This window comes from Streptomyces sp. NPDC014656, from assembly GCF_043084305.1.
Lineage (GTDB): Bacteria > Actinomycetota > Actinomycetes > Streptomycetales > Streptomycetaceae > Streptomyces.
The window spans coordinates 115,703-142,019 of sequence record NZ_JBIBZN010000004.1; the positions used below are offsets into that span (position 1 = coordinate 115,703).

Genomic DNA, 26,317 nt, shown 5'->3' on the forward strand with positions numbered 1-26,317 from the left:
GTTGTTGCCTGGCGCCCGGTGCCGTGGCCGGATCAGGCGTTGGCGGGACCGCCGAGCTGGATGCCGGCCATGCGGGTCCACTCGTAGGGGCCGGTGACGACCTTGGCGGCGAACTCGCCGTCGAACTCGTCGTGCAGGGTCAGCTCGGCCTCCTCGGCGGCCTGCCGGGCGATCGCGTACGTGGGGGCCACCAGGTCGCCCCAGCCGCCGTCCTCGCCGACGAGGACGATCCGGGTGCCGGCCTGGCCGATGTGGGCGAGCTGGCCCTCGACGCCGCCGTGCTCCTTGCCGAAGGCGCGGATCTCCTTGGCGAGCTTGGCCGCCTTGCGCGCCTCGCGCGGGGAGGCGGCCGTGGTGTCTTCCTTGGTGTCTGCCATGACAAGGATGCTACCGAGGGGTAGATCGACTGACGACGGCCGGGCCGCGTGGGACAGCCCACACGACCCGGCCGTCACCGGGAGGCTCCGTCTACCGCAGGAAGGGGTCCACCGCGACCGCCACGAAGAGCAGCGACACGTAGGTGATGGACCAGTGGAAGAGGCGCATCTCCTTGAGCTTCGCGCCGGTGACCTCGGCCTTGGCGCGGTTCAGCAGGCCGTGCGCCTCCCAGAGCCACCAGCCGCCGGTGGCCAGGGCGACGGCGGTGTAGAACCAGCCGGTGTAGCCCAGCGGGGTGAGCAGCAGCGAGACCGCCACCATGACCCAGCTGTAGACGACGATCTGCTTGGCGACGACCTTGTTGGAGGCGACCACCGGGAGCATCGGCACGCCCACGCGCGCGTAGTCCTCCTTCACCTTCATCGACAGCGGCCAGTAGTGCGGCGGCGTCCAGAAGAAGATGACCATGAAGAGGATGACGGCGGCCCAGGACATCGAGTTCGTGACCGAGGACCAGCCGATGAGGACGGGCATGCAGCCGGCGATGCCGCCCCAGACGATGTTCTGGGCGGTGCGCCGCTTCAGGAGCATCGTGTAGATCACGACGTAGAAGAGGAGCGCGCCGAGGGAGAGCCAGGCGGAGAGCCAGTTGACGAGCAGCCCGAACCAGAGGGTGGAGACGACCGCCAGGGTGAGGCCGAAGACCAGGCCCTCGCGCGGCGAGACCATGCCGGTGACCAGCGGGCGCTGCGCGGTGCGGTCCATCAGCGCGTCGATGTCGCGGTCGATGTACATGTTGAGCGCGTTCGCGCCGCCGGCCGACAGATAGCCGCCGAAGCAGGTGGCGAGCACCAGCCACAGGTCCGGCACGCCCTGCTCGGCGAGGAACATCACCGGAACGGTGGTGATGAGCAGCAGCTCGATGATCCGCGGCTTGGTCAGCGCCACGAATGCCTTGACGCGGGCCCCGAACGGCCGATGGCCCCCCGGGCCGGTAGCCAAGACGACCCCTGCGGGTCGGGACTCGACGGCCGTCACGCACACCCCTGACAGAGAAATTCCCAGCAAGTTCCCCGGATGAGCACGGGGTGAGACTTGCGCGTACCACGCCACTGTAGACGTTGCCCAGACGCCGATCTTCGCGGGGGTGGGGTCGTGTTGGCGGGGCTCACTCGTGAGCGCGAATCCCCTCCCGTATCAAGGGGCGGACACCGTTCGGCGCGCCGTTCGGGAGGCGAAGCGCCACGGCCACCGGCACTCTTGCTCTGTCCGCTCATTTGAGGGGCATGGACACGAAAAGAGGGGGCTTTTTCGGGGGTAGGCTCGACAACGCCGGTACACCCTCAGTCACCGGCTACAGACATGTGGAGAGGAGCCCTGACCCAGGGTGAGCACTAAGCCGACCACCACAGACCTCCAGTGGACCGAATTGGACCAGCGGGCCGTCGACACCGCCCGCATCCTGGCCGCGGACGCCGTACAGAAGGTCGGCAACGGCCATCCGGGTACGGCGATGAGCCTCGCGCCGGCCGCGTACACCCTCTTCCAGAAGGTGATGCGCCACGACCCGTCCGACCCCGAGTGGGTGGGCCGCGACCGGTTCGTGCTCTCCGCGGGCCACTCCTCCCTGACCCTGTACACCCAGCTGTACCTGGGCGGCTTCGGCCTGGAGCTGGACGACCTCAAGGCGTTCCGCACCTGGGGCTCGAAGACCCCCGGCCACCCCGAGTACGGCCACACGGCCGGCGTCGAGACCACCACCGGCCCGCTGGGCCAGGGCGTGGCGAACGCGGTGGGCATGGCGATGGCCGCCCGCTACGAGCGCGGTCTGTTCGACCCGGAGGCGGCCCCCGGCACCTCCCCCTTCGACCACAACGTCTACGTGATCGCCGGCGACGGCTGCCTCCAGGAGGGCATCTCCGCCGAGGCGTCCTCGCTCGCGGGCCACCAGAAGCTCGGCAACCTGATCCTGCTGTGGGACGACAACCACATCTCGATCGAGGGCGACACCGAGACGGCCGTCTCCGAGGACACGCTGAAGCGGTACGAGGCGTACGGCTGGCACGTGCAGCGCGTGGAGCCGCAGGAGAACGGCGACCTGGACCCGGCCGGTCTGTACGCGGCGATCCGCGCGGCCGAGGCCGAGACCGGGCGCCCGTCCTTCATCGCGATGCGCTCGATCATCGCCTGGCCCGCGCCGAACGCGCAGAACACCGAGGCCGCGCACGGCTCGGCGCTCGGCGACGAGGAGGTCGCGGCCACCAAGCGCGTCCTGGGCTTCGACCCGGAGCAGAGCTTCGAGGTCGCCGACGAGGTCATCGGCCACACCCGTGAGCTGGGCGCCCGCGGTGCCGAGGCCCGCGCCGCCTGGGAGAAGCAGCTCGCCGAGTGGCGTACGGCCAACCCGGAGCGCGCCGCCGAGTTCGACCGGATCCAGGCGAACGAGCTGCCGGCCGGCTGGGAGGAGAAGCTCCCGGTCTTCGAGGCGGGCAAGTCCGTCGCCACCCGCGCCGCCTCGGGCAAGGTGCTCCAGGCGCTGGGCGAGGTCGTCCCGGAGCTGTGGGGCGGCTCGGCCGACCTCGCGGGCTCGAACAACACGACGATCGACAAGGCGTCGTCCTTCCTCCCCGAGGGCAACCCGCTGCCCGAGGCGAACCCGTACGGCCGCACGATCCACTTCGGCATCCGCGAGCACGCCATGGCCGCGGAGATGAACGGCATCGCGCTGCACGGCAACACCCGCGTCTACGGCGGCACCTTCCTGGTCTTCTCTGACTACATGCGCAACGCGGTCCGCCTGTCGGCCCTGATGCACGTGCCGGTCACCTACGTGTGGACGCACGACTCGATCGGCCTCGGCGAGGACGGCCCGACCCACCAGCCGGTGGAGCACCTGGCCTCGCTGCGCGCGATCCCGGGCCTGAACGTGGTCCGCCCGGCCGACGCCAACGAGACGGCGATCGCCTGGCGCGAGATCATGAAGCGGCACACCAAGGTCTTCGGCAAGGGCGCTCCGCACGGCCTGGCGCTGACCCGTCAGGGCGTGCCGACCTACGCGCCGAACGAGGACGCGGCCAAGGGCGGCTACGTGCTGTTCGACGCCGAAGGGCCCTCCGGGCAGAACGCAGAGCCGCAGGTCGTGATCATCGCGACCGGCTCCGAGGTGCACCTGGCCGTCGAGGCCCGTGAGGCCCTCCAGGCGGAGGGCGTCCCGACCCGGGTGGTCTCGATGCCGTCCGTGGAGTGGTTCGAGGAGCAGGACCAGGCGTACAAGGACTCCGTCCTGCCGCCGTCGGTGAAGGCTCGTGTCGCGGTCGAGGCCGGTGTCGGCCTGACGTGGCACAAGTACGTCGGCGACGCGGGCCGGATCGTCTCGCTGGAGCACTTCGGTGCCTCGGCCGACGCGAAGGTCCTCTTCCGTGAGTTCGGTTTCACGCCGGAGGCCGTCGCTTCCGCCGCCCGGGAATCGATCGCCGCCGCCGCGCGCTGACGCGGATACGTACGACTTTTTGGAGATGCAACTCTCATGACAGACGCTCTCAAGCGCCTCTCCGACGAAGGCGTCGCGATCTGGCTGGACGACCTCTCGCGCCAGCGGATCACCTCCGGGAACCTGGCCGAGCTCATCGACCAGAGCCACGTGGTCGGTGTCACCACCAACCCGTCGATCTTCCAGAAGGCGATCTCCGAGGGGCACGGCTACGACCAGCAGCTCGCCGACCTGGCCGCCCGCAAGGTGACCGTGGACGAGGCCATCCGCATGATCACGACGGCGGACGTCCGTGACGCCGCCGACATCCTGCGCCCGGTCTTCGACTCGACGGACGGCCAGGACGGCCGGGTCTCCATCGAGGTGGACCCGCGGCTCGCCCACGAGACGGCCGCGACGATCGCCGAGGCGAAGCAGCTGGCGTGGCTGGTGGACCGCCCCAACACCCTCATCAAGATCCCGGCCACCGAGGCGGGCCTGCCGGCGATCACCGAGGTCATCGGCCTCGGCATCAGCGTGAACGTGACGCTGATCTTCTCGCTGGAGCGCTACCGCGCGGTCATGGACGCCTACCTGGCGGGCCTGGAGAAGGCCCGCGAGCGCGGCCTCGACCTCTCGGAGATCCACTCGGTGGCGTCCTTCTTCGTCTCCCGCGTGGACACCGAGATCGACAAGCGCCTGGACGGCATCGGCACGGACGAGGCCAAGGCGCTCAAGGGCAAGGCCGCCCTGGCCAACGCCCGGCTGGCCTACGAGGCGTACGAGGAGGTCTTCTCGGCCTCCTCGGAGCGCTGGGCGGCCCTGGACAAGGCGCAGGCCAACAAGCAGCGTCCGCTGTGGGCCTCGACCGGCGTCAAGGACCCGGCGTACAAGGACACGCTGTACGTGGTGGACCTGGTCGCCCCGGGCACCGTCAACACCATGCCGGAGGCGACCCTGGAGGCCACCGCCGACCACGGCGAGGTCGCCGGCGACACCGTCCGCGGCACGTACGACTCCTCCCGCGAGGTCCTGGAGGCCGTCGGCAAGCTGGGCATCGGCTACGACGACGTGGTCCAGCTCCTGGAGGACGAGGGCGTCGAGAAGTTCGAGGCGGCCTGGAACGACCTGCTCGGTTCGACCGAGGCGGAGCTCAAGCGCCTCGCCCCCTCGGAGGGCTGACACCAGTGAGCACCGTCCACGGAGCCAACCCGCTCCGTGACGCCGCAGACCGACGGCTCCCGCGCATCGCGGGGCCGTCGGGCCTGGTCATCTTCGGCGTCACGGGCGATTTGTCCCGTAAGAAGCTGATGCCCGCCGTCTACGACCTGGCCAACCGCGGCCTGCTGCCGCCGGGCTTCTCGCTCATCGGCTTCGCCCGCCGCGAGTGGCAGGACGAGGACTTCGCGCAGGAGGTCCACGACGCGGTCAAGCAGCACGCCCGCACCCCCTTCCGCGAGGAGGTCTGGCAGCAGCTGATCCAGGGCATGCGCTTCGTCCAGGGCGACTTCGACAGCGACGAGGCCTTCGAGCAGCTCAAGGACACCATCCAGGAGCTGGACAAGGCGCAGGGCACCGGGGGCAACTTCGCCTTCTACCTGTCCGTGCCGCCGAAGTTCTTCCCGCTCGTCGTCCAGCAGCTGAAGAAGCACGGCCTGGCCGACCAGAAGAACGGCTCCTGGCGCCGCGCCGTCATCGAGAAGCCCTTCGGCCACGACCTGACCTCCGCCAAGGAGCTCAACGAGGTCGTCCACGAGGTCTTCCCGCCCGAGGCGGTCTTCCGCATCGACCACTACCTCGGCAAGGAGACCGTCCAGAACATCCTGGCGCTCCGCTTCGCCAACACCCTCTTCGAGCCGATCTGGAACCGGTCGTACGTCGACCACGTGCAGATCACCATGGCCGAGGACATCGGCATCGGCGGCCGCGCCGGCTACTACGACGGCATCGGCGCCGCCCGTGACGTCATCCAGAACCACCTGCTCCAGCTGCTCGCGCTGACCGCGATGGAGGAGCCCGCCTCCTTCGACGCCGACGCGCTCGCCGCCGAGAAGACCAAGGTGCTGGGCGCCGTCCGGCTGCCCAAGGACCTGTCGAAGACCACCGTCCGCGGCCAGTACGCGGCCGGCTGGCAGGGTGGCGCGAAGGCCGTCGGCTACCTCCAGGAAGAGGGCATCGACCCCCAGTCGAAGACCGACACCTACGCGGCGGTCAAGCTGGAGATCGACAACCGCCGCTGGGCGGGCGTCCCCTTCTACCTGCGCACCGGCAAGCGCCTGGGCCGCCGGGTCACCGAGATCGCGGTGGTCTTCCAGCGCGCCCCGCACTCCCCCTTCGACCACACGTCGACGGAGGAGCTGGGCCGCAACGCCATCGTCATCCGGGTCCAGCCCGACGAGGGCGTCACCGTCCGCTTCGGCTCCAAGGTGCCGGGCACCCAGATGGAGATCCGGGACGTGTCGATGGACTTCGCCTACGGCGAGTCCTTCACCGAGTCCAGCCCCGAGGCGTACGAGCGGCTCATCCTGGACGTCCTCCTCGGCGACTCCAACCTCTTCCCGCGCGTGGAGGAGGTCGAGCTGTCCTGGAAGATCCTCGACCCGATCGAGCAGTACTGGGACGCGCACGGCACGCCCGCCCAGTACGAGTCCGGGACCTGGGGTCCCGTCGAGGCGGACGAGATGCTCGCACGAGACGGCAGGAGCTGGCGCCGGCCATGAAGACCGACCTGACGGACACCACGTCCTCCAAGATCAACAAGGCGCTGGTGCTCGGGCGGCGGGCGATCGGCACCCCGGCCGTCGGCATGGTGCTCACCCTCGTCATCGTCACCGACGAGGAGAACGCCTACGACGCGCTGAAGGCGGCCAACGAGGCGTCCCGCGAGCACCCCTCGCGGACCCTCGTGGTCATCAAGCGGGTCTCGCGCTCGCCGCGGGACCGCGCCAACGCCCGGCTCGACGCCGAGGTCCGCCTCGGCGCCGACGCCGGCTCCGGGGAGACGGTCGTCCTCCGGCTGTACGGCGAGGTCGTCGACCACGCCCAGTCGGTGGTGCTGCCGCTGCTCCTCCCGGACGCCCCCGTCGTCGTCTGGTGGCCGGTGAACGCGCCGACCGACCCGGCGAACGACCCGCTGGGCGCCCTCGCCCAGCGCCGGGTGACCGACACGTACGCCGCCGAGCAGCCCATCGAGGAGCTGACCGCGCGCGCGGACACCTACACCCCCGGCGACACGGACCTGTCGTGGACCCGGATCACCCCCTGGCGCTCGATGCTGGCCGCCGCGCTCGACCAGGTCCACTGCAAGGTGACCTCGGCCGACGTGGAGGGCGAGGAGTTCAACCCGAGCGTCGAACTGCTCGCGATGTGGCTGGCCGAGCGGCTGAAGGCGCCGGTGCGGCGCTCGAAGTCGGCGGGGCCCGGCCTCACCTCCGTACGGCTGGAGACCAGCGCCGGACCGATCGTGCTCGACCGGCCCGACGGCTCGCTCGCGACCCTCTCCATAGAGGGGCAGCCGGACCGCGCGGTGGCGCTCAAGCGGCGCGAGACGGCCGAGCTGATCGCCGAGGAGCTGCGCCGGCTCGACCCGGACGACACCTACGCGGCCTCGCTGAAGTACGGCCTGGAGCGGCTCGACGAGGAGGCGGCCGTCACCGCCCCCGCGCCCGAGGACCCCGCCCCGGACGTCACGGCCGGGGCCGTGGAGCCGGCGGAGTCCGCCGGGCCCTCGAAGAAGGCCGCCGCCAAGAAGGCCCCGGCCAGGAAGGCGGCGGCCAAGTGACCGCCCCTCGGCTCGTGGTCCACGGGTCCAAGGAGCTGATGGCCGAGGCCGCCGCGGCCCGGCTGATCACCGCGGTCGTGGACGCCCAGGCCGACCGGGGCACCGCCTCCGTCGTGCTGACCGGCGGCCGCAACGGCAACGGACTGCTCGCCGCCCTCGGCACGGCGCCCGCCCGGGACGCGATCGACTGGTCGCGGCTCGACCTGTGGTGGGGCGACGAGCGGTTCCTGCCCGAGGGCGACCCCGAGCGGAACGTCACCCAGGCCCGCGAGGCGCTGCTCGACCGGGTCCCGCTGGACCCGGCCCGGGTGCACGCCATGCCGGCCTCGGACGGCCCCCACGGGGACGACGCCGACGCCGCGGCGGCGGCCTACGCGGCCGAGCTGGCCGCCGCGGCCGGCCCGGGCGCCCGGGCGCCGGCCTTCGACGTGCTGATGCTCGGCGTCGGCCCGGACACCCACGTGGCCTCGCTCTTCCCGGAGCTCCCGGCGGTCCGGGAGACCGGACGGACGGTGGTCGGGGTGCACGACGCGCCCAAGCCGCCGCCGACCCGGATCTCCCTGACCCTCCCGGCGATCCGGGCGGCCCGGGAGGTCTGGCTGCTCGCGGCCGGCGAGGACAAGGCGAAGGCCGCGGCCCTCGCGCTCTCCGGCGACGCGGACGAGGTGCGGGTCCCGGCGTCCGGCGCCCGCGGCACCGGGCGCACGCTGTGGCTGATGGACACGGCGGCGGCCTCGGAGCTGCCGCGGGGCCGCTAGCGCGACCGTACGGAGGCCCGGTTCACCCCTCGGTGGACCGGGCCTCCGGCGTCCCCACGGGTACGAGGAAGGGCGCGAGGAGCCCCGGTACGGCCTGGTCGGCCAGCGCGAGGCCCTGGGACTCGCCCGCGTCCAGGACGTCGTAGGCGCCCTCTCCCGCGGCCGTGGTGGCGGTGAGGGTGAGGATCCCGGCGCGCCGCTGGAAGTACGACTGCTTGACCGTCCAGCCGATGATCCCGGTCCGCTGGAGGGCGACGGTGGCGCGGCGCACGGTGCCCGAACGGGTCACCAGGTAGGCGCCGCTGACGGCGTGTCCGAGCGAGCGGTACGCGTCCCGGGCGAGGAGCGCGGCGAGCGGCGCGAGGACCGCGGTCCAGCCCGCCGCCACGTACAGCAGCACCGGGGTGAGGAGCGCCCCGAGGAGGGCGAGGACGGCGGCGGGGAGCAGCACGGCGCCGAGGGCCCACCGGAGCCTGCGGGCTCGGGCGGCGCGGGGGTGGGCGGCGAGCGGGGCGGAGGTGGGCGGTGCGGACTCGCGCAGCACCTCGGCGGCGACCCGGTCGGCGACGGCCCGGGGCGCGGCCGGCAGCAGCGTCTTGAGGTCGGTGTGCTTCTCGTCGTCGTCCTCGGCGAGGCCGGTCGCGACGGCGTCGATCCGGGCGGCTCCGCAGAGCCGGACGCCGAGGGGCTCGACGAGTTCGACGCCGCGCAGCCGGCGCTCCTCCAGGGTGACCGAGCGGGCGGTGAACAGGCCGCGGCGGACCCGCAGGGTGCCGCCGGGTTCGCGCTCCAGCCGGTGGTTCCACCACATCTCGACCCAGAGGCCGAGGGCGCCGACGGCCCCGGCGGCGGTGGCGAGGAGGAACAGGTCGACGATCATCCAGGGCAGCGAGACCTCCCGGAAGCGGTCCCCTATCCAGTCGATGACCTCGGCCTGGGCGCCGAACCACTCGCTGACCTGCATGACGGCTCCGGCGGCGGCGCCGCCGAGGGCGGGGGCGACGAAGGAGACCGGGGCGTAGCGGATCCAGCGGGGGTCGAGGACGGCGAGGGTGCCGTCGTGGGCGGGGTCGGCCTCCGGGGCGGCGGGGCGGGCGAGGAGTTCGCGGCGGAGCCGTTCGCCCTCGGCGCGGGTGACGAGTTCGAGTTCGAGGGTGGACTCGCCGCCGCCGGTGGACTCGCCGGTGCCGATGCGGACCTTGACGAGGCCGGGGACGCGCTGGAGCGGGTTGGCGGTGAGGTCGACCGTGCGGATCCGGTCCCGGCCCAGGGACCGGCGCTTGAGGAGGAGCAGGCCGGTGTGGAGGTCCACCCGGTCGGGGCCGACCCGGTAGCGGGTGCGGCGGCAGCGGACCCAGTCGGCGGCGGTGCCGCCGCCGACCAGGAGGACGGCGCCGGCGAGCACCCAGGCGACGGCCTGCCACAGCGGCCGTCCGCCGGCCAGTCCGGCGGCGAGGGGCACACCGGCGCCTGCGGCGATCCCGCAGAAGACGGCGGCGGTGACGAGGAGGGTGCGCGGGTCGAGGCGCCGCCACTCCTCCCCGGGCCGCTCCCCCTCGGGCCCGGTGCTCACGTGGCGTCCCCGGGGGTGGCCCGGGTGAGCGCGGTGAGCCGTTCGGCGAGCTCGGCGGCCAGCTCGTGGTCGAGCCCCTCGGCCCGCAGCGCGCCCTTGGAGGAGGCGGTGGTCACGGTGACGGTGGCCAGGCCGAAGAGCTGCTCCAGCGGGCCGCGTACGGTGTCCACGGTCTGGATCCGGGACATCGGGGCGATCCGCCACTCCTGCCACAGGGCGCCGGTGCGGACGTACACGGCCTCGTCGGTGACCTCCCAGCGGTGCACCCGGAACCACCAGGCGGGGAAGAACGCGGTGCAGGCCGCCCCGAGCACGGCCAGCACCACGGCCGCGGTGAGCAGCCAGGTCCGGGCCGGGTCGATCAGCACGCCGAGCACGGCCAGGACGGCGGCCGGGACGCCGGCCGTGAGGAGGCACCGGGCGCTCCACCAGCCGACGGCCCTGCGGTCCACCGCGTTCCTGGGCGGCCGCAGCCGCACCGCGTCCTCCCCCGCCACCGGTCAGCTCCGGCCGCGCAGGGCGCGGTAGGCGGCGACGAGGGCCGCGGTGGAGCTGTCGAGGCCGGCGGTGTCCCCGTCACCGGTGAGGACGGGCTCGATCCGCTTGGCGAGGACCTTGCCCAGCTCGACGCCCCACTGGTCGAAGGAGTCGATGTTCCAGACGGCGCCCTGGACGAAGACCTTGTGCTCGTAGAGCGCCACCAGCTGGCCGAGCACCGAGGGGGTGAGGGCGTCGGCGAGGATGGTGGTGGTGGGGTGGTTGCCCCGGAAGGTCTTGTGCGGGACGAGCTCCTCCGGCACGCCCTCGGCCCGTACCTCCTCGGGCGTCTTGCCGAAGGCGAGGGCCTGCGTCTGCGCGAAGAAGTTGGCCATCAGCAGGTCGTGCTGGGGGACCAGGCCGGGCAGCAGGTCGTCGACGGGCCGGGCGAAGCCGATGAAGTCGGCGGGGATGAGCTTGGTGCCCTGGTGGATCAGCTGGTAGTAGGCGTGCTGCCCGTTGGTGCCGGGGGTGCCCCAGACGACCGGGCCGGTCTGCCAGTCGACCGGCTCGCCCTGGCGGTCCACGGACTTGCCGTTGGACTCCATGTCGAGCTGCTGGAGGTAGGCGGTGAACTTGGACAGGTAGTGGGAGTACGGCAGGACGGCGTGCGACTGGGCGTCGAAGAAGCCGCCGTACCAGACGCCGAGGAGGCCGAGGAGGAGCGGGGCGTTCTCCTCGGGCGGGGCGGTGCGGAAGTGCTCGTCGACGAGGTGGAAGCCGTCGAGCATCTCCCGGAAGTGGTCCGGCCCGATGGCGATCATCAGGGAGAGGCCGATGGCGGAGTCGTACGAGTAGCGGCCGCCGACCCAGTCCCAGAACTCGAACATGTTCGCCGTGTCGATGCCGAACTCCTCGACCCGCTCGGCGTTGGTCGACAGCGCCACGAAGTGCTTCGCGACGGCCTCCTGGCCGGCCCCGAGGCCGCTGAGCAGCCAGTCGCGGGCGGAGGTGGCGTTGGTGACCGTCTCGATGGTGGTGAAGGTCTTCGAGGCGACGACGAAGAGGGTCTCGGCCGGGTCGAGGTCGCGGACGGCCTCGTGGAGGTCGGCGCCGTCGACGTTGGAGACGAAACGGAACGTCAGGTCCCGCTGGGTGTAGGCGCGCAGGACCTCGTAGGCCATGGCGGGGCCGAGGTCGGAGCCGCCGATGCCGATGTTGACGATGTTCCTGATCGGCCGGCCGGTGTGGCCGGTCCAGGCGCCGGAGCGGACCTTGTCGGCGAAGCCGGCCATCTTGTCGAGGACGGCGTGGACGCCGGGGACGACGTTCTCGCCGTCGACCTCGATCACGGCCCCGCGGGGGGCCCGCAGCGCGGTGTGGAGGACGGCCCGGTCCTCGGTGGTGTTGATCTTCTCGCCGCGGAACATGGCGTCGCGCAGTCCGGCGACGTCGGTGGCGACGGCCAGCTCGCGCAGCAGTTCCAGCGTCTCGTCGGTGACGAGCTGCTTGGAGTAGTCCAGGTGGAGGTCGCCGACCCGCAGGGTGTAGCCGGTGCCGCGCTCCGGGTCGGCCGCGAACAGCTCGCGCAGATGGGTGCCGCCCAGCTGCTTCCGGTGCTTGCCGAGGGCCGCCCACTCGGGCAGCCGGTTGAGCCTGATGCGTCCTTCAGTGGTCATTTCGGACATCGCCCACTTCTTCTCGTACGTTTCTGCCCCGCTGCTCCTCCAACCTAATTGATCGCGCGGGGCGATCCGCGCCACCGGACCCGGACACGACGAAGGGCCCCGTGCGCGAAGGCGGTTCGCGTACGGGGCCCTTCGGCCGCTGTTCGTCCGGTGTTCAGATCTCGCCCCGGAGCTTGGCGAGCGCCTCGGCGAGGATCGCCTCGCCGTCGGCGTCGCTGCGGCGCTCCCGCACGTAGGCGAGGTGGGTCTTGTACGGCTCGGTGCGCGGGGGGTCCGGCGGGTTGTCCCGGTCCTGGCCGGCCGGGAAGCCGCAGCGCGGGCAGTCCCAGGTGTCCGGGACCTGCGCGTCGCTCGCGAAACTCGGCTGGGTCTCGTGCCCGTTCGAGCACCAGAAGGAGATGCGGAGGCGCGGCGCCGACTCGCCCCGCTCGGCCTCACCCATCGGCCCCGCTCCGACCCGGCTTCCCCGGATCGCGTTGCCACTTGCCACGGTCGTAACTCCCTGCGTGATGGTGCTCGAAGATGCCCCAGTCTACGGAAGGCCCAACGCGCGTCCAGTGTGCGGAGTTACCCGTCCAGCTTCATGAGCAGACCGAGCACCACAATGCAGGCGAACCAGAGCAGACCGACCACGACCGTGATCCGGTCGAGGTTGCGCTCGGCGACCGAGGAGCCGCCGACGGAGGACTGCATGCCGCCGCCGAACATGTCGGAGAGGCCGCCGCCCTTCCCCTTGTGCATCAGCACCAGCAGCATCAGCAGGCCGCTGAAGACGATCAGGGCGATCGAGAACCCCATAACCACGGCGGGACCAACTTCCTCGGAGCTTGAAAAGGGACGGGGGCCGGGCGCCTGCCCGACCCCCGCAAGGGTACGACGGATCACCTCCGCCGCTCTACATCGTCACTGGTCGCGGAAACGGACGATCTTGACGAACTCGTCCGCGTCCAGCGAGGCACCGCCGACCAGGGCGCCGTCGATGTCGGGCTGCGCCATGATCTCGGCGACGTTGCCGCCCTTGACGGAGCCGCCGTACTGGATGCGGATCTTGTCGGCGACGTCCTGCGAGTACAGCTCCGCGAGCTTGCCGCGGATCGCCCCGCAGACCTCCTGGGCGTCCCCGGCGCCGCAGACCTTGCCGGTGCCGATGGCCCACACGGGCTCGTAGGCGACCACGATCGTCTCGGCCTGCTCGGCCGGGACGTCCTTGAGGCCGCCCTCGACCTGGGCGAGGGTGTGCGCGACGGCGTTGCCGGCCTCGCGCACGTCCAGCTCCTCGCCGACGCAGAGGATCGGGGTGATGCCGTGGGCGAAGGCGGCCTTCACCTTGGCGTTGCACAGCTCGTCGGACTCGGCGTGGTACTGCCGGCGCTCGGAGTGGCCGACGGCGACGAAGCCGACGTTCAGCTTGGCGAGCATGGCGCCGGAGATCTCGCCGGTGTACGCGCCGGACTCGTGGGCCGACAGGTCCTGGGCGCCGTACTTGATCTTGAGCTTGTCGCCGTCGATCAGGGTCTGCACGGAGCGCAGGTCGGTGAAGGGGACGAGGACGGCGACGTCGACGGCGTCGTAGTCCTTGTCGGTGAGGGTGAAGGCGAGCTTCTGGACGTGGGCGATGGCCTCCAGGTGGTTGAGGTTCATCTTCCAGTTGCCCGCCATCAGCGGGGTGCGGGTGGTCATAAGGGGGTCAGTCCTCCAGTGCGACGAGGCCGGGGAGCTGCTTGCCCTCGAGGTATTCGAGGGAGGCGCCGCCGCCGGTCGAGATGTGGCCGAAAGCGTTCTCGTCGAAGCCCAGGATGCGGACGGCGGCGGCGGAGTCGCCACCGCCGACCACCGAGAAGGCCGGGGAGTCGACGAGGGCCTGGGCAACAGCCTTGGTGCCCTCGGCGTAGTCGGGGTGCTCGAAAACGCCCATCGGCCCGTTCCAGAAGACGGTGGCCGCGTCGGCGAGCTTCGAGGCGTACAGCTTGCGGGTCTCCGGACCGATGTCCAGGCCCTCCTGGTCGGCCGGGATGGCGTCCGCGGCGACCGTGGTGGGGTTCGTCGGGGCCTTGGCCTTGAGGTCCGGGAACTCCGGGGAGACCAGGACGTCGACGGGGAGGACGAACTCCACGCCGCGGTCCTCGGCCCGCTTCAGGTACTCCTGGACGGCCGGGATCTGGTCCTCCTGGAGGAGGGAGATGCCGACCTCGTGGCCCTGGGCCTTGAGGAAGGTGTAGGCCATGCCGCCGCCGACGAGGATGCGGTCGGCCTTCTCCAGGAGGTGGTCGATCACGCCGAGCTTGTCGGAGACCTTGGCGCCGCCGAGGACGACCGCGTACGGCCGCCGGACGTCCTCGGTCAGCTTCTTGAGGACGCCGACCTCGGTGGTGATGAGGTAGCCGGCGGCGTGCGGCAGCTTGCCCGGGAGGTCGTAGACCGAGGCGTGCTTGCGGTGCACGGCGCCGAAGCCGTCGCCGACGTAGAGGTCGGCGAGGGCGGCCAGCTCGCCGGCGAAGGCGTCGCGCTCGGCGTCGTCCTTCGAGGTCTCGCCGGCGTTGAAGCGCAGGTTCTCGATGACGGCCACCTTGCCGTCGGTCAGGCCCGCGACGGTCGCCCGGGCGGACTCCCCGACGGTGTCGGTGGCGAAGGCCACCTCGGTGCCGAGCAGTTCGCCGAGCCGCGCGGCGGCCGGGGCGAGGGAGAACGCCGGGTCCGGGGCGCCCTTGGGGCGGCCCAGGTGGGAGGCGACCACGACACGGGCGCCGGCGTCGGCGAGCGCCTTGACCGTGGGGACGACGGCGCGGATGCGGCCGTCGTCGGTGATGGTGGTGCCTTCGAGCGGCACGTTGAGATCGGCGCGGACGAACACGCGCTTGCCCTCGACGCCCTCGCCGAGAAGCTCGTCGATCGTCTTCATCTGTTCACTGACTCCTTGGTACGCGGTGGAGCACACGAGACAGGGCCCGCGCAGCGCTTCGTCGCGCTGCCCGAGCCCTGCTCACATCGAAAGCCTGCCCTGCTGAACCCTAGTACCTCAGAGCTGGTCGCCGACGAAGGTGGTCAGGTCCACGAGACGGTTGGAGTATCCCCACTCGTTGTCGTACCAGCCGAGGACCTTGACCGAGTTGCCGTCCTGGACCATGGTCAGGGAGGAGTCGAAGGTGCACGACGCCGGGTCGCTGACGATGTCCGAGGAGACGATCGGGTCCTCGGTGTAGAAGAGGACGCCCTTGAGCGGGCCGTCCTCGGCCGCCTTCTTGAAGGCGGCGTTGACCTCGTCCTTGGTGACCTCGCGGTCGAGGGTGACGACCAGGTCGGTGGCGGATCCGGTGGGGACCGGGACGCGCATGGCGATGCCGTCCAGCTTGCCCTTGAGCTGCGGGAGGACCAGGGCGGTGGCCTTGGCGGCACCGGTCGTGGTCGGGATGATGTTCTCCGCGGCGGCGCGGGCGCGGCGCAGGTCCTTGTGCGGGAAGTCCAGGATGCGCTGGTCGTTGGTGTACGCGTGGACCGTGGTCATGAGACCGCGGACGATGCCGAAGTTCTCGTCGAGGACCTTGGCCATCGGGGCGACGCAGTTGGTGGTGCACGACGCGTTGGAGATGACGTCGTGGTTCGCCGGGTCGTACTTGTCCTGGTTGACGCCCATCACGATGGTGATGTCCTCGTCCTTGGCCGGAGCCGAGATGAGGACCTTCTTCGCGCCGCCGGCGAGGTGCTTGGCGGCGTCCTCGCGCTTGGTGAAGATGCCGGTGGACTCGATGACGATGTCGACGCCGAGCTCGCCCCACGGGATGTCGGCGGGGTTGCGCTCGGACAGCACCTTGATGGTGTGTCCGTCGACGGTGATGGTGTCGGCGGTGTGGGAGACCTCAGCCTTGAGGCGGCCCAGGATGGTGTCGTACTTCAGCAGGTGGGCCGTGGTCGCGGTGTCGCCCAGGTCGTTGACGGCCACGACCTCGATGTCGGCGCCCTGCTCGAGAAGGGCGCGGAAGTAGTTGCGACCGATACGGCCAAAGCCGTTGATGCCTACGCGGATCGTCACGAACCGATCTCCTCGTATGAGAACGCCGGGTGAAATGTCACACCGGCGAGATCTTGATTTTTTTGGGATGTCCCCGACCGCTTACGACCCTACCCCTCCGGGCGTCCCCGGGTGACATCGAGCGCAGCCGTTCGAGCCCGGAAAGTGACCGGAAAACGGCCGACGGCCCGTACCTACCAGCGGGTACGGGCCGTCTTGGGACCTTTGTCCCCACTACTCTCCGTCAGCGGCGGAGCGCTGTGAGGGCACGGTCGAGGAGCCGCCGCCGCTCGGCCTCCGAAGCGACGTGCTCCAGGCCGAAGCCGAGGAGGACGGTGTCACGGGTGGTGACGGCGGCGACGGAGTGGAACAGGGCGGGCGAGCGGGCCCAGTCGGCGGCGTTGCCGGGACTGCCTGCCGGGGCGCCGGGCACGGTCCAGGCGCCGAGCGAGCTCTCGAAGCCCTCGCGCTCGGTGCCGGCCGCGGTGACGAGCCGGACGTCGTCGACGAAGGCGCCGGTCTCGCCGGTGCCGGGGTCGGAGACGTACGAGAGGGAGAGCTCGACCCGCTTGCCCGCGTAGGCGGCGAGGTCGACGGAGGCCTGCCACCAGCCGTTGGAGGGGCCGGTGAAGGCGTTCCAGGCGCCGGTGGTGCCGGTGGGGGCGCAGCCGTCCGCGCCGAGCGTGAGGTAGCGGCCGAGGGCGGGGTGGAGCTTGAGGTAGTAGCCCTCGCCGCAGTCGGCGGGCGGTTCGGCGGAGGTGCCGCCGTTGCGGTCGGGCAGGGTGGTCCAGTCGTCCTGGCCGGCGGTGCGGGCCTCGACGACGAGGTTGTCGTAGCCGGGCTCGGTGTCGTAGCTGACCTGGAAGTCGAGCCGGGGCGCGTCGGCGGCGGTGGTGCCGGTGAGGTCGACGGTCCGGGAGAGCCGGGCCCAGGTGTCGTCGGCGTGCCGGACGGCGGCGAAGGAGGTGCCCTCGGCCGGTTCGAAGGGGGTGCGCAGGCCGGGGTAGTCGCCGGCCGGGGCGCTGGACGCGAACTGCGGGAACCTCTCGGGGTCGAGGGTGTCGGAGGTGACGGTGTAGGCGCCGGCGTTGTCGAGCGGGTTGCCCGCGGCGGCGGCGAGCCCGGTGGGCGGGCCCGCGAGGCGGCCGGCGCCGGCGAAGGAGGCCGGGCCGTTCAGTCCGGCCCGGTGGTAGGCGCCGAGCCAGTACTGGGCGAAGTCGTTGGACTCGGCCCGGCCGATCCGGGTGAGCCCGCCGGTCTTCTCGCCGGCGTTGAGCAGCTTGCCGCCCTCGTTGAGGTAGGAGCGGACGGCGAGCTGGACGGCCCCGGAGGGGCGCTCGGCGCCGGTGTACCAGACGACGGCGCCGAAGTGGGAGAGGGTGCCGAGGGCGTGCGGGACGCCCTGGGTGGCGACGTCCCAGACGGCCGCCTTCCGGCCGGTCGCGGCGAGCGCCCGCACGTAGGCGGCGGCGTTCGGGGCGGGGCCTGTACCGCCCTCCTCGGCGAGGACGAGGACGTCGCCGCGGGCCCGCTCGGCCACCTTGTAGGTGAAGGGGGCGGTGGTGGTGGGCTTCCCGTCGCGGCCGCGGGCGCTGAACCAGACCTCGACGGAGTCGCCGGGCCGGGCGCCCCGCACCTCGCCGCGGTACTGGTCGTAGTACAGGTTGTCCTCGCCACCGTAGGTCTCGCCGCCGTCCCACGCCTCGACCCCGGCGCGGTGCGTGCGTCCGCCGTTGATCCGGTAGTGGAGGGTCTTGGCGCGCAGCGACTTCCGGGCGGTGACGGCGACCGGCTGCTCCTTGCCTGCGGCGGCGTAGGAGGTGGCGAAGGGGTCGGGGGCGAGGTCCGGGGCCTCGGCGCCGACCGGGGAGACCGGGTCGTCGGGGCGGGCGGCGGACTCGGCGACGGCGAGCGCGAAGGGGACGTTCTTGGCGAACTCGGCCTGGATCAGCTTCTCGTCGTCGGGGAAGGTGAAGACGGAGGCGCAGTCGGCGACCTCCCAGGCGTCGTTCGGGTCGACGCGGGAGGCGGTGGCGCAGGTGGACATCTCCGGGGTGAACATCTGCATGCCGTTGACGTTGGCGGCGTGTCCGTCGGCCTCGCCGTTGGTGATGTACAGCTCGGAGGAGACCTGCGGCCGGTAGCCGGGGACGGCGGATTTCTCCGGGGTGCCGGCGAGCGCCTTGAGCGCGAGGTCGTCGGGGGTGTCGGTGGCGACCTGCCAGCCCACGCCGTAGAGCAGCAGCTGGGCGGCGGAGTGGTAGTTGACGCCGTAGGAGAAGCCGATGCGCTTCTGGAAGGCGTCCAGGGCGCGGGTCTCCGGCTCGGACATGGGGCCCTTGCCGCGGAAGGTCTCGTCGGCCGGGTCGGGGGACGAACCCTCGTCGTCGTAGCCCCACTTGTAGGCGAAGTTCCGGTTGAGGTCCACGCCGTCGCCGGCCCCGATGACGCCGTCGCCGTCGTTGTCGCGGAGGTTCTTGCGCCACTGGCGGTTGGCCGGGGCGGCATGGGTGAAGTCGTAGCCGTCGGGGTTGGCGGAGAGCACGAACCACAGCTCGGTGGAGTCGACGATCCGGGTGACCCGCTCGTCGGTGCCGTAGTTGTCGAGGTAGTGGTGGAGCAGCCGCCGCGTCATCTCCGGGGTGATCCACTCGCGGGCGTGCTGGTTGGAGACGTACAGGGTGGCGGGCTTGCTGCCGTCCCTGGTCTTCCGGGCGTCCTTGCCGACCTTGACGGCGAGGATGTCCTGGCCCTTGAGGGTCTTGCCGATGGAGACGACCTTGGTGAGGCCGGGGTGGTCGGCGGCGGTGGCGAGGAGCTCCTCCTTGAGGCCGCCGGGGCCGCCGTACGGGCGGAAGACGCCGTCGCCGGCGGCGGCCGACCGCTTGGCGGCGGCCGGGCCCGGGTCGTGCGCGGCGATCGTGACGCCCTGGCTCCGCAGCGCGCCGGCCTGTGCCTCGGTCAGGTACAGCTCGACGGTGGCGGTGCCCTCCTCGGGCACCCGCTCGGTCAGTTCGTGACCGTCGGCCCCGGCGTCGAGGAGGAGCGGCACCTGCTCCTCGGTGACCGTGGCCCGCCACACGGAGAGGACGTCGCCGCCCTCCGGGTCCGCCGGCCGCGCCCCGGCGGCGGGTGCCGCCGCGAGTCCGGCGATCAGCAGTGAAGCCGCGGCGATGACCGCCCGCGCCCTTCGTCTCATGAGCCCCCCTTGGTGTGATCCGTCACGAGGAAGAACGGATGCCAGGCTCATGGGCGCCCATGGGACTGTCAAGGGCGCCTCGCCGCAACGGACTCTGTCCGCAGAGGGGTTGTCGAACTCTCAGAAACGTTCCCTCGCACCGGAGTTCGGGATTCCCCCATCACGGGAGAGGGTTCCGGTACGGGAACGGCCCCCGTCCCCGGAGGGGCGGGGGCCGTGCGGACCGGGACCGGGCTCAGCCGACCAGGCTCTCGTCCAGCTCCTCCGTCAGGTTCGACTCGGTGCCGGGGATGCCCAGGTCCTGCGCCCGCTTGTCGGCCATCGCGAGCAGCCGGCGGATCCGGCCGGCCACCGCGTCCTTGGTGAGCGGCGGGTCGGCGAGCGCGCCCAGCTCCTCCAGGGAGGCCTGCTTGTGCTCCATGCGCAGCCGGCCGGCCGCCGCGAGGTGCTCGGGCACCTCGTCGGCCAGGATCTCCAGGGCGCGCTGCACCCGGGCTCCGGCGGCGACTGCCGCGCGGGCCGAGCGGCGCAGGTTGGCGTCGTCGAAGTTGGCCAGCCGGTTGGCGGTGGCGCGGACCTCGCGGCGCATCCGCCGCTCCTCCCAGGCCAGCACCGACTCGTGCGCGCCGAGCCGGGTGAGCAGGGCGCCGATGGCGTCGCCGTCGCGGACCACGACCCGGTCCACACCGCGGACCTCGCGGGCCTTGGCCGCGATGGAGAGCCGGCGGGCGGCGCCGACCAGGGCGAGCGCGGCCTCCGGGCCGGGGCAGGTGACCTCCAGGGAGGAGGAGCGGCCGGGCTCGGTCAGCGAGCCGTGGGCGAGGAAGGCGCCCCGCCAGGCCGCCTCGGCGTCACAGGTGGCACCGGACACCACCTGCGGCGGGAGGCCGCGGATGGGGCGGCCCCGGCCGTCGACCAGGCCCGTCTGGCGGGCCAGCTGGTCGCCGCCCGCCACCACGCGCACCACGAAGCGGGAGCCGCGCCGCAGCCCGCCGGGGGCCATCACGATCAGTTCCGAGCTGTGCCCGAAGATCTCCAGGATGTCCCGCTTCAGCCGCCGGGCCGCCATCGCCGTGTCGAGTTCCGCCTCGATCACGATGCGCCCGCTCACCAGGTGCAGACCGCCCGCGAACCGCAGGATCGACGAGACCTCCGACTTCCTGCAGCAGGTCCGGGTGACGGGAAGCCGGGAGATCTCGTCCTTCACCGCTGCCGTCATCGCCATGGGCCGATCCTTCCATGCATCCGAAAAATACGGTCGTACGCGGCGGCCAGGCGCTCCGGGTCGTGCTTCGGAGAGCCGTCGGCACGGGCCACCGGCGCCAGCTCCAGCGCGGCGCCGAGCCGCTTGGCGGCGTCGACGAGGGGTTCCCTGGCTGACACGTCGGGCACGGCGGCCTCGTCGGCCAGCACCACGTCCAGGGCGAGTTTAGGGGCGTGTCGTCCCAAAACCTCCAAATGACGCTGCGGAGAGAAGCCCTCTGTTTCTCCCGGCTGGGGCGCGAGGTTCAGCGAGAGCACCTTGCGGGCCTTGGTCTCGACCAGCGCGTCGAGCAGTTCGGGCACGAGCAGGTGCGGGATCACCGAGGAAAACCAGGAGCCGGGGCCGAGGACGACCCAGTCCGCGTCGAGGACCGCGGCGACGGCCTCCGGCACGGCCGGCGGGTCGTGCGGCACCAGGTGCACGGACTGCACCTCGCCGGGGGTGAGCGCCACGGTGGCCTGTCCGCGCACGGTGTCCACGTCGTCCGGGCGCTCCGGGTCGTGCCCCCTGACCAGGGCCTGGAGCTCCAGCGGCACGGCGGACATGGGCAGCACCCGGCCCTGGGCGCCGAGCAGCCGGCCGACCAGGTCGAGGGCCTGCACGGGGTCGCCGCCGAGCTGCTCCCAGAGGGCGACGATCAGCAGGTTGCCGACGGCATGGCCGCCCATCTCGCCCTTGGACCGGAAGCGGTGCTGGATGACCCGGGCCCAGGTCTGGCCCCAGTCGTCGTCGCCGCAGAGCGCGGCGAGCGCCTTGCGCAGGTCGCCGGGGGGCAGCACGCCCAGCTCCTCGCGGAGCCGGCCGCTGGAGCCCCCGTCGTCGGCGACGGTGACGACGGCCGTGAGGTCGCCGGTGATCCGCCGCAGCGCGGCGAGGGAGGCGGAGAGGCCCATGCCGCCGCCGAGGGCGACGACCTTCGGCTGGGCGCCGCGCCTGCGGAGCGTCCGCTTCACCGAGAGGGTGGAGGAGGAGCGCCGGCGGTACGGCTTCACTCGCGCCCCATGTCGCGGTGGACGACCACCGTCTCCACGCCCTCGGCGGCGATGCGGGCGGCGAGCTTCTCGGCGGTGGCGACGGAGCGGTGCTTGCCGCCGGTGCAGCCGACGGCGATGGTCACGTACCGCTTGCCCTCGCGGCGGTAGCCGGCGGCGATCAGCTGGAGCAGCTCGGTGTAGCGGTCCAGGAACTCCTTGGCGCCGGGCTGGTTGTAGACGTAGTTCGCCACCTCCTCGTTGAGGCCGGTGTACGGGCGCAGCTCGGGGACCCAGTGCGGGTTGGGCAGGAAGCGCATGTCGACGACGAGGTCGGCGTCGACCGGGAGGCCGTACTTGAAGCCGAAGGACATGACGGTGGCCCGCAGCTCGGGCTCCTCCTCGCCGGCGAACTGGGCGTCCATCTTGGCGCGCAGTTCGTGGACGTTGAGGCTGGAGGTGTCGATGACCAGGTCGGCGTCGCCGCGCAGCTCGCGCAGCAGGTCGCGCTCGGCGGCGATGCCGTCGACGATGCGGCCGTCGCCCTGGAGCGGGTGGGGGCGGCGGACCGACTCGAAGCGGCGGACCAGGGCCTCGTCGGAGGACTCCAGGAAGACGATCCGGCGGGTGACCTGCTTGGCGTCGAGGTCGGCGAGGGACTCCCGCAGGGCGTCGAAGAACTGCCGGCCGCGGACGTCGACGACGACCGCGATGCGGGCGACGTTGCCCTGCGAGCGGGCGCCGAGCTCCACCATGGTGGGGATCAGCGCGGGCGGCAGGTTGTCGACCACGAACCAGCCCAGGTCCTCCAGACACTTCGCCGCGGTGGAACGGCCGGCTCCGGACATGCCGGAGATGATCACCAGCTCGGGGATGGCCGCCTCGGCGCCGTTGTCGCCCGCGGTCTCCTTCGTGCCCGTACTCACGTGTCCTGCTCCGTCTTCTCGGTGGTGCCCGTCGTGCGTGTGGTGCCCGTCGCCGGGGTGGCGGTCGGTCATGCGGTGGTGCCCCCGTCGTCTTCCATGATCTCTCCTGTGGCCGTGTTCACGGCGGGTGCGGCGGGGGCCGCCTCGGCCAGGGCCACGGCGACCGCCTCCGCGGTCTTCCGGCCGAAGCCGGGGACCTCACAGATCTGCTCGATTGTCGCCTGCTTCAGCCGCTTCACCGAGCCGAAATGCTTGATCAAGGCCTGCTTGCGCGTGTCGCCGAGGCCGGGGACGGCGTCCAGGGGGCTGCTCCGGAGCCGCTTGGTCCGCTTGGAGCGCTGGTAGCGGATGGCGAAATCGTGAGCCGTGTCACGGACCCGCTGGAGCAGGTACAGGCCCTCGCTGGAGCGGGGCAGCACGACCGGGTCGTCCTCGCCGGGCAGCCAGACCTCCTCCAGGCGCTTGGCGAGGCCGCAGACGGCGACGTCGTCGATGCCGAGCTCGTCCAGGGCGCGGCGGGCGGCGGCGACCTGCGGCTGCCCGCCGTCGACGACGACGAGCTGCGGCGGGTAGGCGAAGCGCTTGGGCCGGCCGTCGTCGCCGTCCTCGTCGACCGCGACCTCGCCGTCCTCGCCCCACTCCCCCGTCCTCTCCTTCTCGGCGAGGTAGCGCCGGAAGCGGCGGCCGATCACCTCGTGCATGGAGCGGACGTCGTCCTGGCCCTCGAAGGACTTGATCTGGAAGCGGCGGTACTCGCTCTTGCGGGGCAGCCCGTCCTCGAAGACGACCATGGAGGCGACGACGTCCTCGCCCTGGAGGTGGGAGATGTCGAAGCACTCGATGCGCAGCGGCGCCGACCCCAGGTCCAGGGCCTCGGCGATCTCCTCCAGGGCCCGGGAGCGGGTGGTGAGGTCGCTGGCGCGCTTGGTCTTGTGCAGCACCAGGGCCTGCTGGGCGTTGCGCGCGACGGTCGCCATCAGGTCCTTCTTGTCGCCGCGCTGCGGGATCCGCAGGGAGACCTGGGAGCCGCGGCGGCCGGAGAGCCACTCGGTGACGGCCCCGGCGTCGTCCGGCAGGGCCGGGACCAGGACCTCCTTGGGGACGGCCTCGCCGGTCTCCTCGCCGTACAGCTGCTGGAGGGCGTGCTCGACGAGCCCGGCGGTGTCGACGGCCTCGACCTTGTCGGTGACCCAGCCGCGCTGGCCGCGGACGCGTCCGCCGCGGACGTGGAAGATCTGGACGGCGGCCTCCAGCTCGTCCTCGGCGAGGGCGATGAGGTCGGCGTCGGTGGCGTCGGCGAGGACGACGGCGCTCTTCTCCATGGCCCGGCGCAGCGCCTCCGCGTCGTCGCGGAGGCGGGCGGCCCTCTCGTACTCCATCTCCTCGGCCGCCGCCGCCATCTCCTTCTCCAGGCGGCGGATGTAGGTGCCGGTGCGGCCGGCCATGAAGTCGCAGAAGTCGTCGGCCAGTTCGCGGTGCTCCTGCGGGGTGACCCGGCCGACGCAGGGGGCCGAGCACTTGCCGATGTAGCCGAGCAGGCAGGGCCGACCGGCGGAGGCGGCGTTCCGGAAGACGCCCGCCGAGCAGGTGCGGACCGGGAAGACCCGCAGCATCAGGTCGACGGTCTCGCGGATCGCCCACGCGTGCGCGTACGGACCGAAGTACCGCACGCCCTTCTTCTTGTGCCCGCGCATGACCTGGACGCGCGGGAACTCCTCGTCCAGCGTGACCGCGAGGTAGGGGTAGCTCTTGTCGTCCCGGTACTTCACGTTGAACCGGGGGTCGTACTCCTTGATCCAGGAGTACTCCAGCTGGAGCGCCTCGACCTCGGTCGAGACGACCGTCCACTCCACGGAGGCGGCGGTGGTCACCATGGTGGCGGTCCGCGGGTGCAGGCTCGCGAGCGGCTGGAAGTAGTTCGCCAGCCGCTGCTTCAGCGACTTCGCCTTCCCGACGTAGATCACCCGCCGGTGCTCGTCCCGGAACTTGTAGACGCCCGGCGTGTCGGGGATCTGCCCCGGCGCGGGGCGGTAGCTGGTGGGGTCGGCCATGCGCCCACCCTACTGGCGCCGGCCGACACCGAGGGCGGCCGAGCGGACCCCCGGGGGCGGGGCGCGGCGGCCCGGCCCGGGAGCGCCGGAAGGGGGTGCGTACGGCTCCGGGGGCGGCCGTTCCCGGAGCCGTACGCGACGGGTCCGGGCGGGCCCGGGGCGCCTCGTGGGCGGCCCGGGCCGTGCGGTGCCGGCGGCGGCCTCGTGGGCCGGGGCGCGGGCGGGGAGGAGCGACGGGGCGCGGGCGGTCGCGGCCGGCCCCGTCGTGACGGGCCGGGGTCAGGACTCCCGGTCGCGACGGACGGCCGCGCGGCGGCGCAGGGCGGCGGCGCCGGTGAGGGCGAGGGCCGCCACGGCGCCGAAGGCGGCCACGGTGGAGGCGGCGGTGGCCGCGGCGGGCTGGTGGCGGGGGGCCTCGGCGGCCCGGGGCGCCGGGCGCTCCGCGGCGCGGGCACCGGGGGCCGGCGCCGCCCCGGGGGCGTAGCCGCCCGCCGCGCCCTTGCGGGCGTACGCGGAGCCGGGGAGCTTGTCGGCGTACGCGCGCGTGACCCGGTCGCGGTAGGCGGCGAGGGTGGTGCCGTTCCTGCCGACGGCCGTCACCGCGTCCTCGTCCAGCGGCAGCACCCTCGCGCCCTTCTGGACGTACCAGGCGTCGATCTGCGGTTCGCGGAAGACGAGGCCGCCGGGGAGTTTCCGGGCTCCTTCGCGCGCGTACCGGAACTCGTCGTCGCCGGTGGCGATGTTCACCACCTGCCAGCCGGCGGGGCTCCGCACCGTCCACAGGGACGCCTTCCGCCCGTCGGCGGCGACGGCGAGGCCGGCCCGGAACTCCTCGCGGGCCACCGGCGCGCCCGCCGTCCCGGCGACGAAGTCGGCGGAGAGGATCCGCACCGGGACGGACGCGCCGGATATCCGGGGCGCGGCGGCGGTGCGGGCCAGCGCCCCGTCGCGGGCGAAGAAGCGGCCGAGGGTGGCCAGCGTCTCCGGCGCGGCGGCGGCCCGCTCCGCGGTCGGCGCGGTGGGCAGCGGGCCGCCGGCCGCCGCGGCGGCCGGGGCCGCGGCGCCGAGCGCGAGGAGCGCGGCGGCGGCTCCGGTCACGAGTGCCGTGGTGGTCATGGTCACGCCCCGATCCGGTAGAGCGAGTGGGTCCAGGAGAAGGACCCGTTGTTGACGTACCACGCGTGGGAGGCCCAGTTGTAGCGATCGCTGGAAGGCCACGGATCGCCCCAGTAGACCCAGCTGTTCGCGTCGTCGTAGCCGTACAGCACGTGCATGTGGCCGCCGCCGCTCGACCACTGGACGCGGGTCTCGACGGGCCGGTCGGCGTTGATCTCGGTCTGGACGGTGGCGTAGCGCAGCCAGCCGTTCACGTACGAGCCGGGGCTGACGCCGGCCCAGGAGAGGCCGGTCTGGACGTTGCCGAGGGTGGCCTGCGAGTTGGGGCAGTCGTAGCCCTGCTGCCGCTGGAAGGCGGCGTTGCAGAACTGGTTCTGGCTGTGGTTCCGGCCGAACCAGGTGGCGATGGTGTTCCCGCCGGCCGCCCAGCACCAGTTGGTCTTCTGCTGGGCCTGCATGGTGATGTTCAGGCGCTTGGCGGCGAGGGCGGCGGCGGGTGCCGGAGCCGTGTCGGCGGCCGGCGCGGCGGACGCCGAGGCCGCGGTGGGGACGAGGAGCAGCGCGGCGGCGGCGAACGCCACGAGGCTCCTCCTCCCGTTCTGGGGTCGTCTGCGCATGGGGTTCCTCCCAGTGCGGGGTGGGGACGGGTGGGGGGTGCGT

22 protein-coding genes are annotated in these 26,317 nt (G+C 72.4%); 5 read left to right on the plus strand and 17 right to left on the minus strand.

Going from position 1 to position 26,317, the window contains the following annotated elements; genetic code table 11:
* Positions 1-32: 32 nt before the first annotated feature.
* Together ACF1ED_RS11260 and ACF1ED_RS11265 are read right to left on the minus strand one after the other, a co-directional pair.
* Positions 33-377 (minus strand): hypothetical protein, encoded by a 345-nt coding sequence (locus ACF1ED_RS11260; RefSeq protein WP_391758974.1) that lies wholly within the window; start codon positions 375-377, stop codon positions 33-35.
* A gap of 91 nt (positions 378-468) precedes the next feature.
* Positions 469-1,422 carry a heme o synthase gene (locus tag ACF1ED_RS11265; RefSeq protein WP_391758976.1) on the minus strand — a complete coding sequence of 318 codons (954 nt, stop codon included), beginning with the start codon at positions 1,420-1,422 and terminating at the stop codon, positions 469-471.
* Positions 1,423-1,765: 343 nt separating this feature from the next.
* On the opposite strand from ACF1ED_RS11265, the gene tkt reads away from it, so the two are divergent.
* The 5 genes from tkt to pgl are packed head-to-tail and all read left to right on the plus strand — an operon-like array spanning position 1,766 to position 8,386.
* Complete coding sequence (gene tkt, locus ACF1ED_RS11270; RefSeq protein WP_391758978.1) at positions 1,766-3,868, plus strand: transketolase; 2,103 nt, start codon at positions 1,766-1,768, stop codon at positions 3,866-3,868.
* A gap of 36 nt (positions 3,869-3,904) precedes the next feature.
* Positions 3,905-5,029 carry a transaldolase gene (gene tal / locus ACF1ED_RS11275; RefSeq protein ID WP_391758980.1) on the plus strand — a complete coding sequence of 375 codons (1,125 nt, stop codon included), beginning with the start codon at positions 3,905-3,907 and terminating at the stop codon, positions 5,027-5,029.
* A gap of 5 nt (positions 5,030-5,034) precedes the next feature.
* The gene (gene zwf / locus ACF1ED_RS11280; RefSeq protein ID WP_391758982.1) at positions 5,035-6,567 is read left to right on the plus strand and encodes a glucose-6-phosphate dehydrogenase; all 1,533 of its coding nucleotides are present in this window, start codon (positions 5,035-5,037) and stop codon (positions 6,565-6,567) included.
* Positions 6,564-7,628, plus strand: coding sequence for a glucose-6-phosphate dehydrogenase assembly protein OpcA (gene opcA, locus ACF1ED_RS11285; RefSeq protein WP_391758984.1), 1,065 nt, complete (start codon positions 6,564-6,566; stop codon positions 7,626-7,628). Before zwf ends, opcA begins: the two co-directional genes overlap by 4 nt.
* A complete protein-coding gene (gene pgl / locus ACF1ED_RS11290) occupies positions 7,625-8,386 on the plus strand; it encodes a 6-phosphogluconolactonase (RefSeq protein ID WP_391758986.1) in 762 nt (253 codons plus the stop codon). Before opcA ends, pgl begins: the two co-directional genes overlap by 4 nt.
* A 22-nt stretch (positions 8,387-8,408) precedes the next feature.
* Here the strand turns inward: pgl and ACF1ED_RS11295 are convergent, their stop codons facing one another.
* From ACF1ED_RS11295 to ACF1ED_RS11365, 15 genes are all read right to left on the minus strand, one after another.
* A complete protein-coding gene (locus tag ACF1ED_RS11295; protein WP_391758988.1) occupies positions 8,409-9,959 on the minus strand; it encodes a PH domain-containing protein in 1,551 nt (516 codons plus the stop codon).
* Positions 9,956-10,456, minus strand: a complete 501-nt coding sequence (locus ACF1ED_RS11300) for a PH domain-containing protein (RefSeq protein ID WP_391758990.1) — start codon at positions 10,454-10,456, stop codon at positions 9,956-9,958. The genes ACF1ED_RS11295 and ACF1ED_RS11300 overlap by 4 nt, the downstream gene beginning before the upstream one ends.
* Before the next feature lie 3 nt (positions 10,457-10,459).
* On the minus strand, positions 10,460-12,124 hold the full coding sequence (gene pgi / locus ACF1ED_RS11305) for a glucose-6-phosphate isomerase (protein WP_391758992.1): 1,665 nt from the start codon (positions 12,122-12,124) through the stop codon (positions 10,460-10,462).
* Between the two features lie 154 nt (positions 12,125-12,278).
* On the minus strand, positions 12,279-12,614 hold the full coding sequence (locus ACF1ED_RS11310) for an RNA polymerase-binding protein RbpA (RefSeq protein ID WP_003957010.1): 336 nt from the start codon (positions 12,612-12,614) through the stop codon (positions 12,279-12,281).
* A 77-nt stretch (positions 12,615-12,691) separates the two neighbouring features.
* On the minus strand, positions 12,692-12,922 hold the full coding sequence (gene secG / locus ACF1ED_RS11315) for a preprotein translocase subunit SecG (protein WP_017238647.1): 231 nt from the start codon (positions 12,920-12,922) through the stop codon (positions 12,692-12,694).
* Between the two features lie 105 nt (positions 12,923-13,027).
* A complete protein-coding gene (tpiA, locus tag ACF1ED_RS11320) occupies positions 13,028-13,804 on the minus strand; it encodes a triose-phosphate isomerase (protein ID WP_391758994.1) in 777 nt (258 codons plus the stop codon).
* Positions 13,805-13,811: 7 nt separating this feature from the next.
* Positions 13,812-15,023, minus strand: a complete 1,212-nt coding sequence (locus tag ACF1ED_RS11325) for a phosphoglycerate kinase (RefSeq protein ID WP_391758996.1) — start codon at positions 15,021-15,023, stop codon at positions 13,812-13,814.
* Positions 15,024-15,140: 117 nt separating this feature from the next.
* Positions 15,141-16,151, minus strand: coding sequence for a type I glyceraldehyde-3-phosphate dehydrogenase (gap, locus tag ACF1ED_RS11330; protein WP_391758998.1), 1,011 nt, complete (start codon positions 16,149-16,151; stop codon positions 15,141-15,143).
* A gap of 223 nt (positions 16,152-16,374) precedes the next feature.
* On the minus strand, positions 16,375-19,329 hold the full coding sequence (locus tag ACF1ED_RS11335) for a M14 family zinc carboxypeptidase (RefSeq protein ID WP_391759000.1): 2,955 nt from the start codon (positions 19,327-19,329) through the stop codon (positions 16,375-16,377).
* Positions 19,330-19,564: 235 nt separating this feature from the next.
* On the minus strand, positions 19,565-20,554 hold the full coding sequence (gene whiA, locus ACF1ED_RS11340; RefSeq protein ID WP_031002759.1) for a DNA-binding protein WhiA: 990 nt from the start codon (positions 20,552-20,554) through the stop codon (positions 19,565-19,567).
* A complete protein-coding gene (gene yvcK / locus ACF1ED_RS11345) occupies positions 20,545-21,585 on the minus strand; it encodes a uridine diphosphate-N-acetylglucosamine-binding protein YvcK (protein ID WP_391759002.1) in 1,041 nt (346 codons plus the stop codon). The genes whiA and yvcK overlap by 10 nt, the downstream gene beginning before the upstream one ends.
* Positions 21,582-22,562: an RNase adapter RapZ gene (gene rapZ, locus ACF1ED_RS11350; RefSeq protein ID WP_319011115.1), complete on the minus strand. Its 981-nt coding sequence runs from the start codon at positions 22,560-22,562 to the stop codon at positions 21,582-21,584. Before rapZ ends, yvcK begins: the two co-directional genes overlap by 4 nt.
* On the minus strand, positions 22,559-24,541 hold the full coding sequence (uvrC, locus tag ACF1ED_RS11355) for an excinuclease ABC subunit UvrC (protein ID WP_391759004.1): 1,983 nt from the start codon (positions 24,539-24,541) through the stop codon (positions 22,559-22,561). The genes rapZ and uvrC overlap by 4 nt, the downstream gene beginning before the upstream one ends.
* Before the next feature lie 279 nt (positions 24,542-24,820).
* The gene (locus tag ACF1ED_RS11360) at positions 24,821-25,657 is read right to left on the minus strand and encodes a hypothetical protein (RefSeq protein ID WP_391759006.1); all 837 of its coding nucleotides are present in this window, start codon (positions 25,655-25,657) and stop codon (positions 24,821-24,823) included.
* 2 nt (positions 25,658-25,659) lie between these two features.
* Positions 25,660-26,274: a papain-like cysteine protease family protein gene (locus ACF1ED_RS11365; protein ID WP_391759008.1), complete on the minus strand. Its 615-nt coding sequence runs from the start codon at positions 26,272-26,274 to the stop codon at positions 25,660-25,662.
* Positions 26,275-26,317: the final 43 nt, after the last annotated feature.

Excerpts from the sequence above, each read along its gene's own strand:
- ACF1ED_RS11260 (WP_391758974.1), bottom strand. The coding sequence starts at position 377 with ATGGCAGACACCAAGGAAGACACCACGGCCGCCTCCCCGCGCGAGGCG.
- tal (WP_391758980.1), top strand. The coding sequence starts at position 3,905 with ATGACAGACGCTCTCAAGCGCCTCTCCGACGAAGGCGTCGCGATCTGG.
- opcA (WP_391758984.1), top strand. The coding sequence starts at position 6,564 with ATGAAGACCGACCTGACGGACACCACGTCCTCCAAGATCAACAAGGCG.
- pgi (WP_391758992.1), bottom strand. The coding sequence starts at position 12,124 with ATGTCCGAAATGACCACTGAAGGACGCATCAGGCTCAACCGGCTGCCC.
- secG (WP_017238647.1), bottom strand. The coding sequence starts at position 12,922 with ATGGGGTTCTCGATCGCCCTGATCGTCTTCAGCGGCCTGCTGATGCTG.
- tpiA (WP_391758994.1), bottom strand. The coding sequence starts at position 13,804 with ATGACCACCCGCACCCCGCTGATGGCGGGCAACTGGAAGATGAACCTC.
- ACF1ED_RS11325 (WP_391758996.1), bottom strand. The coding sequence starts at position 15,023 with ATGAAGACGATCGACGAGCTTCTCGGCGAGGGCGTCGAGGGCAAGCGC.
- ACF1ED_RS11335 (WP_391759000.1), bottom strand. The coding sequence starts at position 19,329 with ATGAGACGAAGGGCGCGGGCGGTCATCGCCGCGGCTTCACTGCTGATC.
- whiA (WP_031002759.1), bottom strand. The coding sequence starts at position 20,554 with ATGGCGATGACGGCAGCGGTGAAGGACGAGATCTCCCGGCTTCCCGTC.
- rapZ (WP_319011115.1), bottom strand. The coding sequence starts at position 22,562 with ATGACCGACCGCCACCCCGGCGACGGGCACCACACGCACGACGGGCAC.
- uvrC (WP_391759004.1), bottom strand. The coding sequence starts at position 24,541 with ATGGCCGACCCCACCAGCTACCGCCCCGCGCCGGGGCAGATCCCCGAC.
- ACF1ED_RS11360 (WP_391759006.1), bottom strand. The coding sequence starts at position 25,657 with ATGACCACCACGGCACTCGTGACCGGAGCCGCCGCCGCGCTCCTCGCG.
- ACF1ED_RS11365 (WP_391759008.1), bottom strand. The coding sequence starts at position 26,274 with ATGCGCAGACGACCCCAGAACGGGAGGAGGAGCCTCGTGGCGTTCGCC.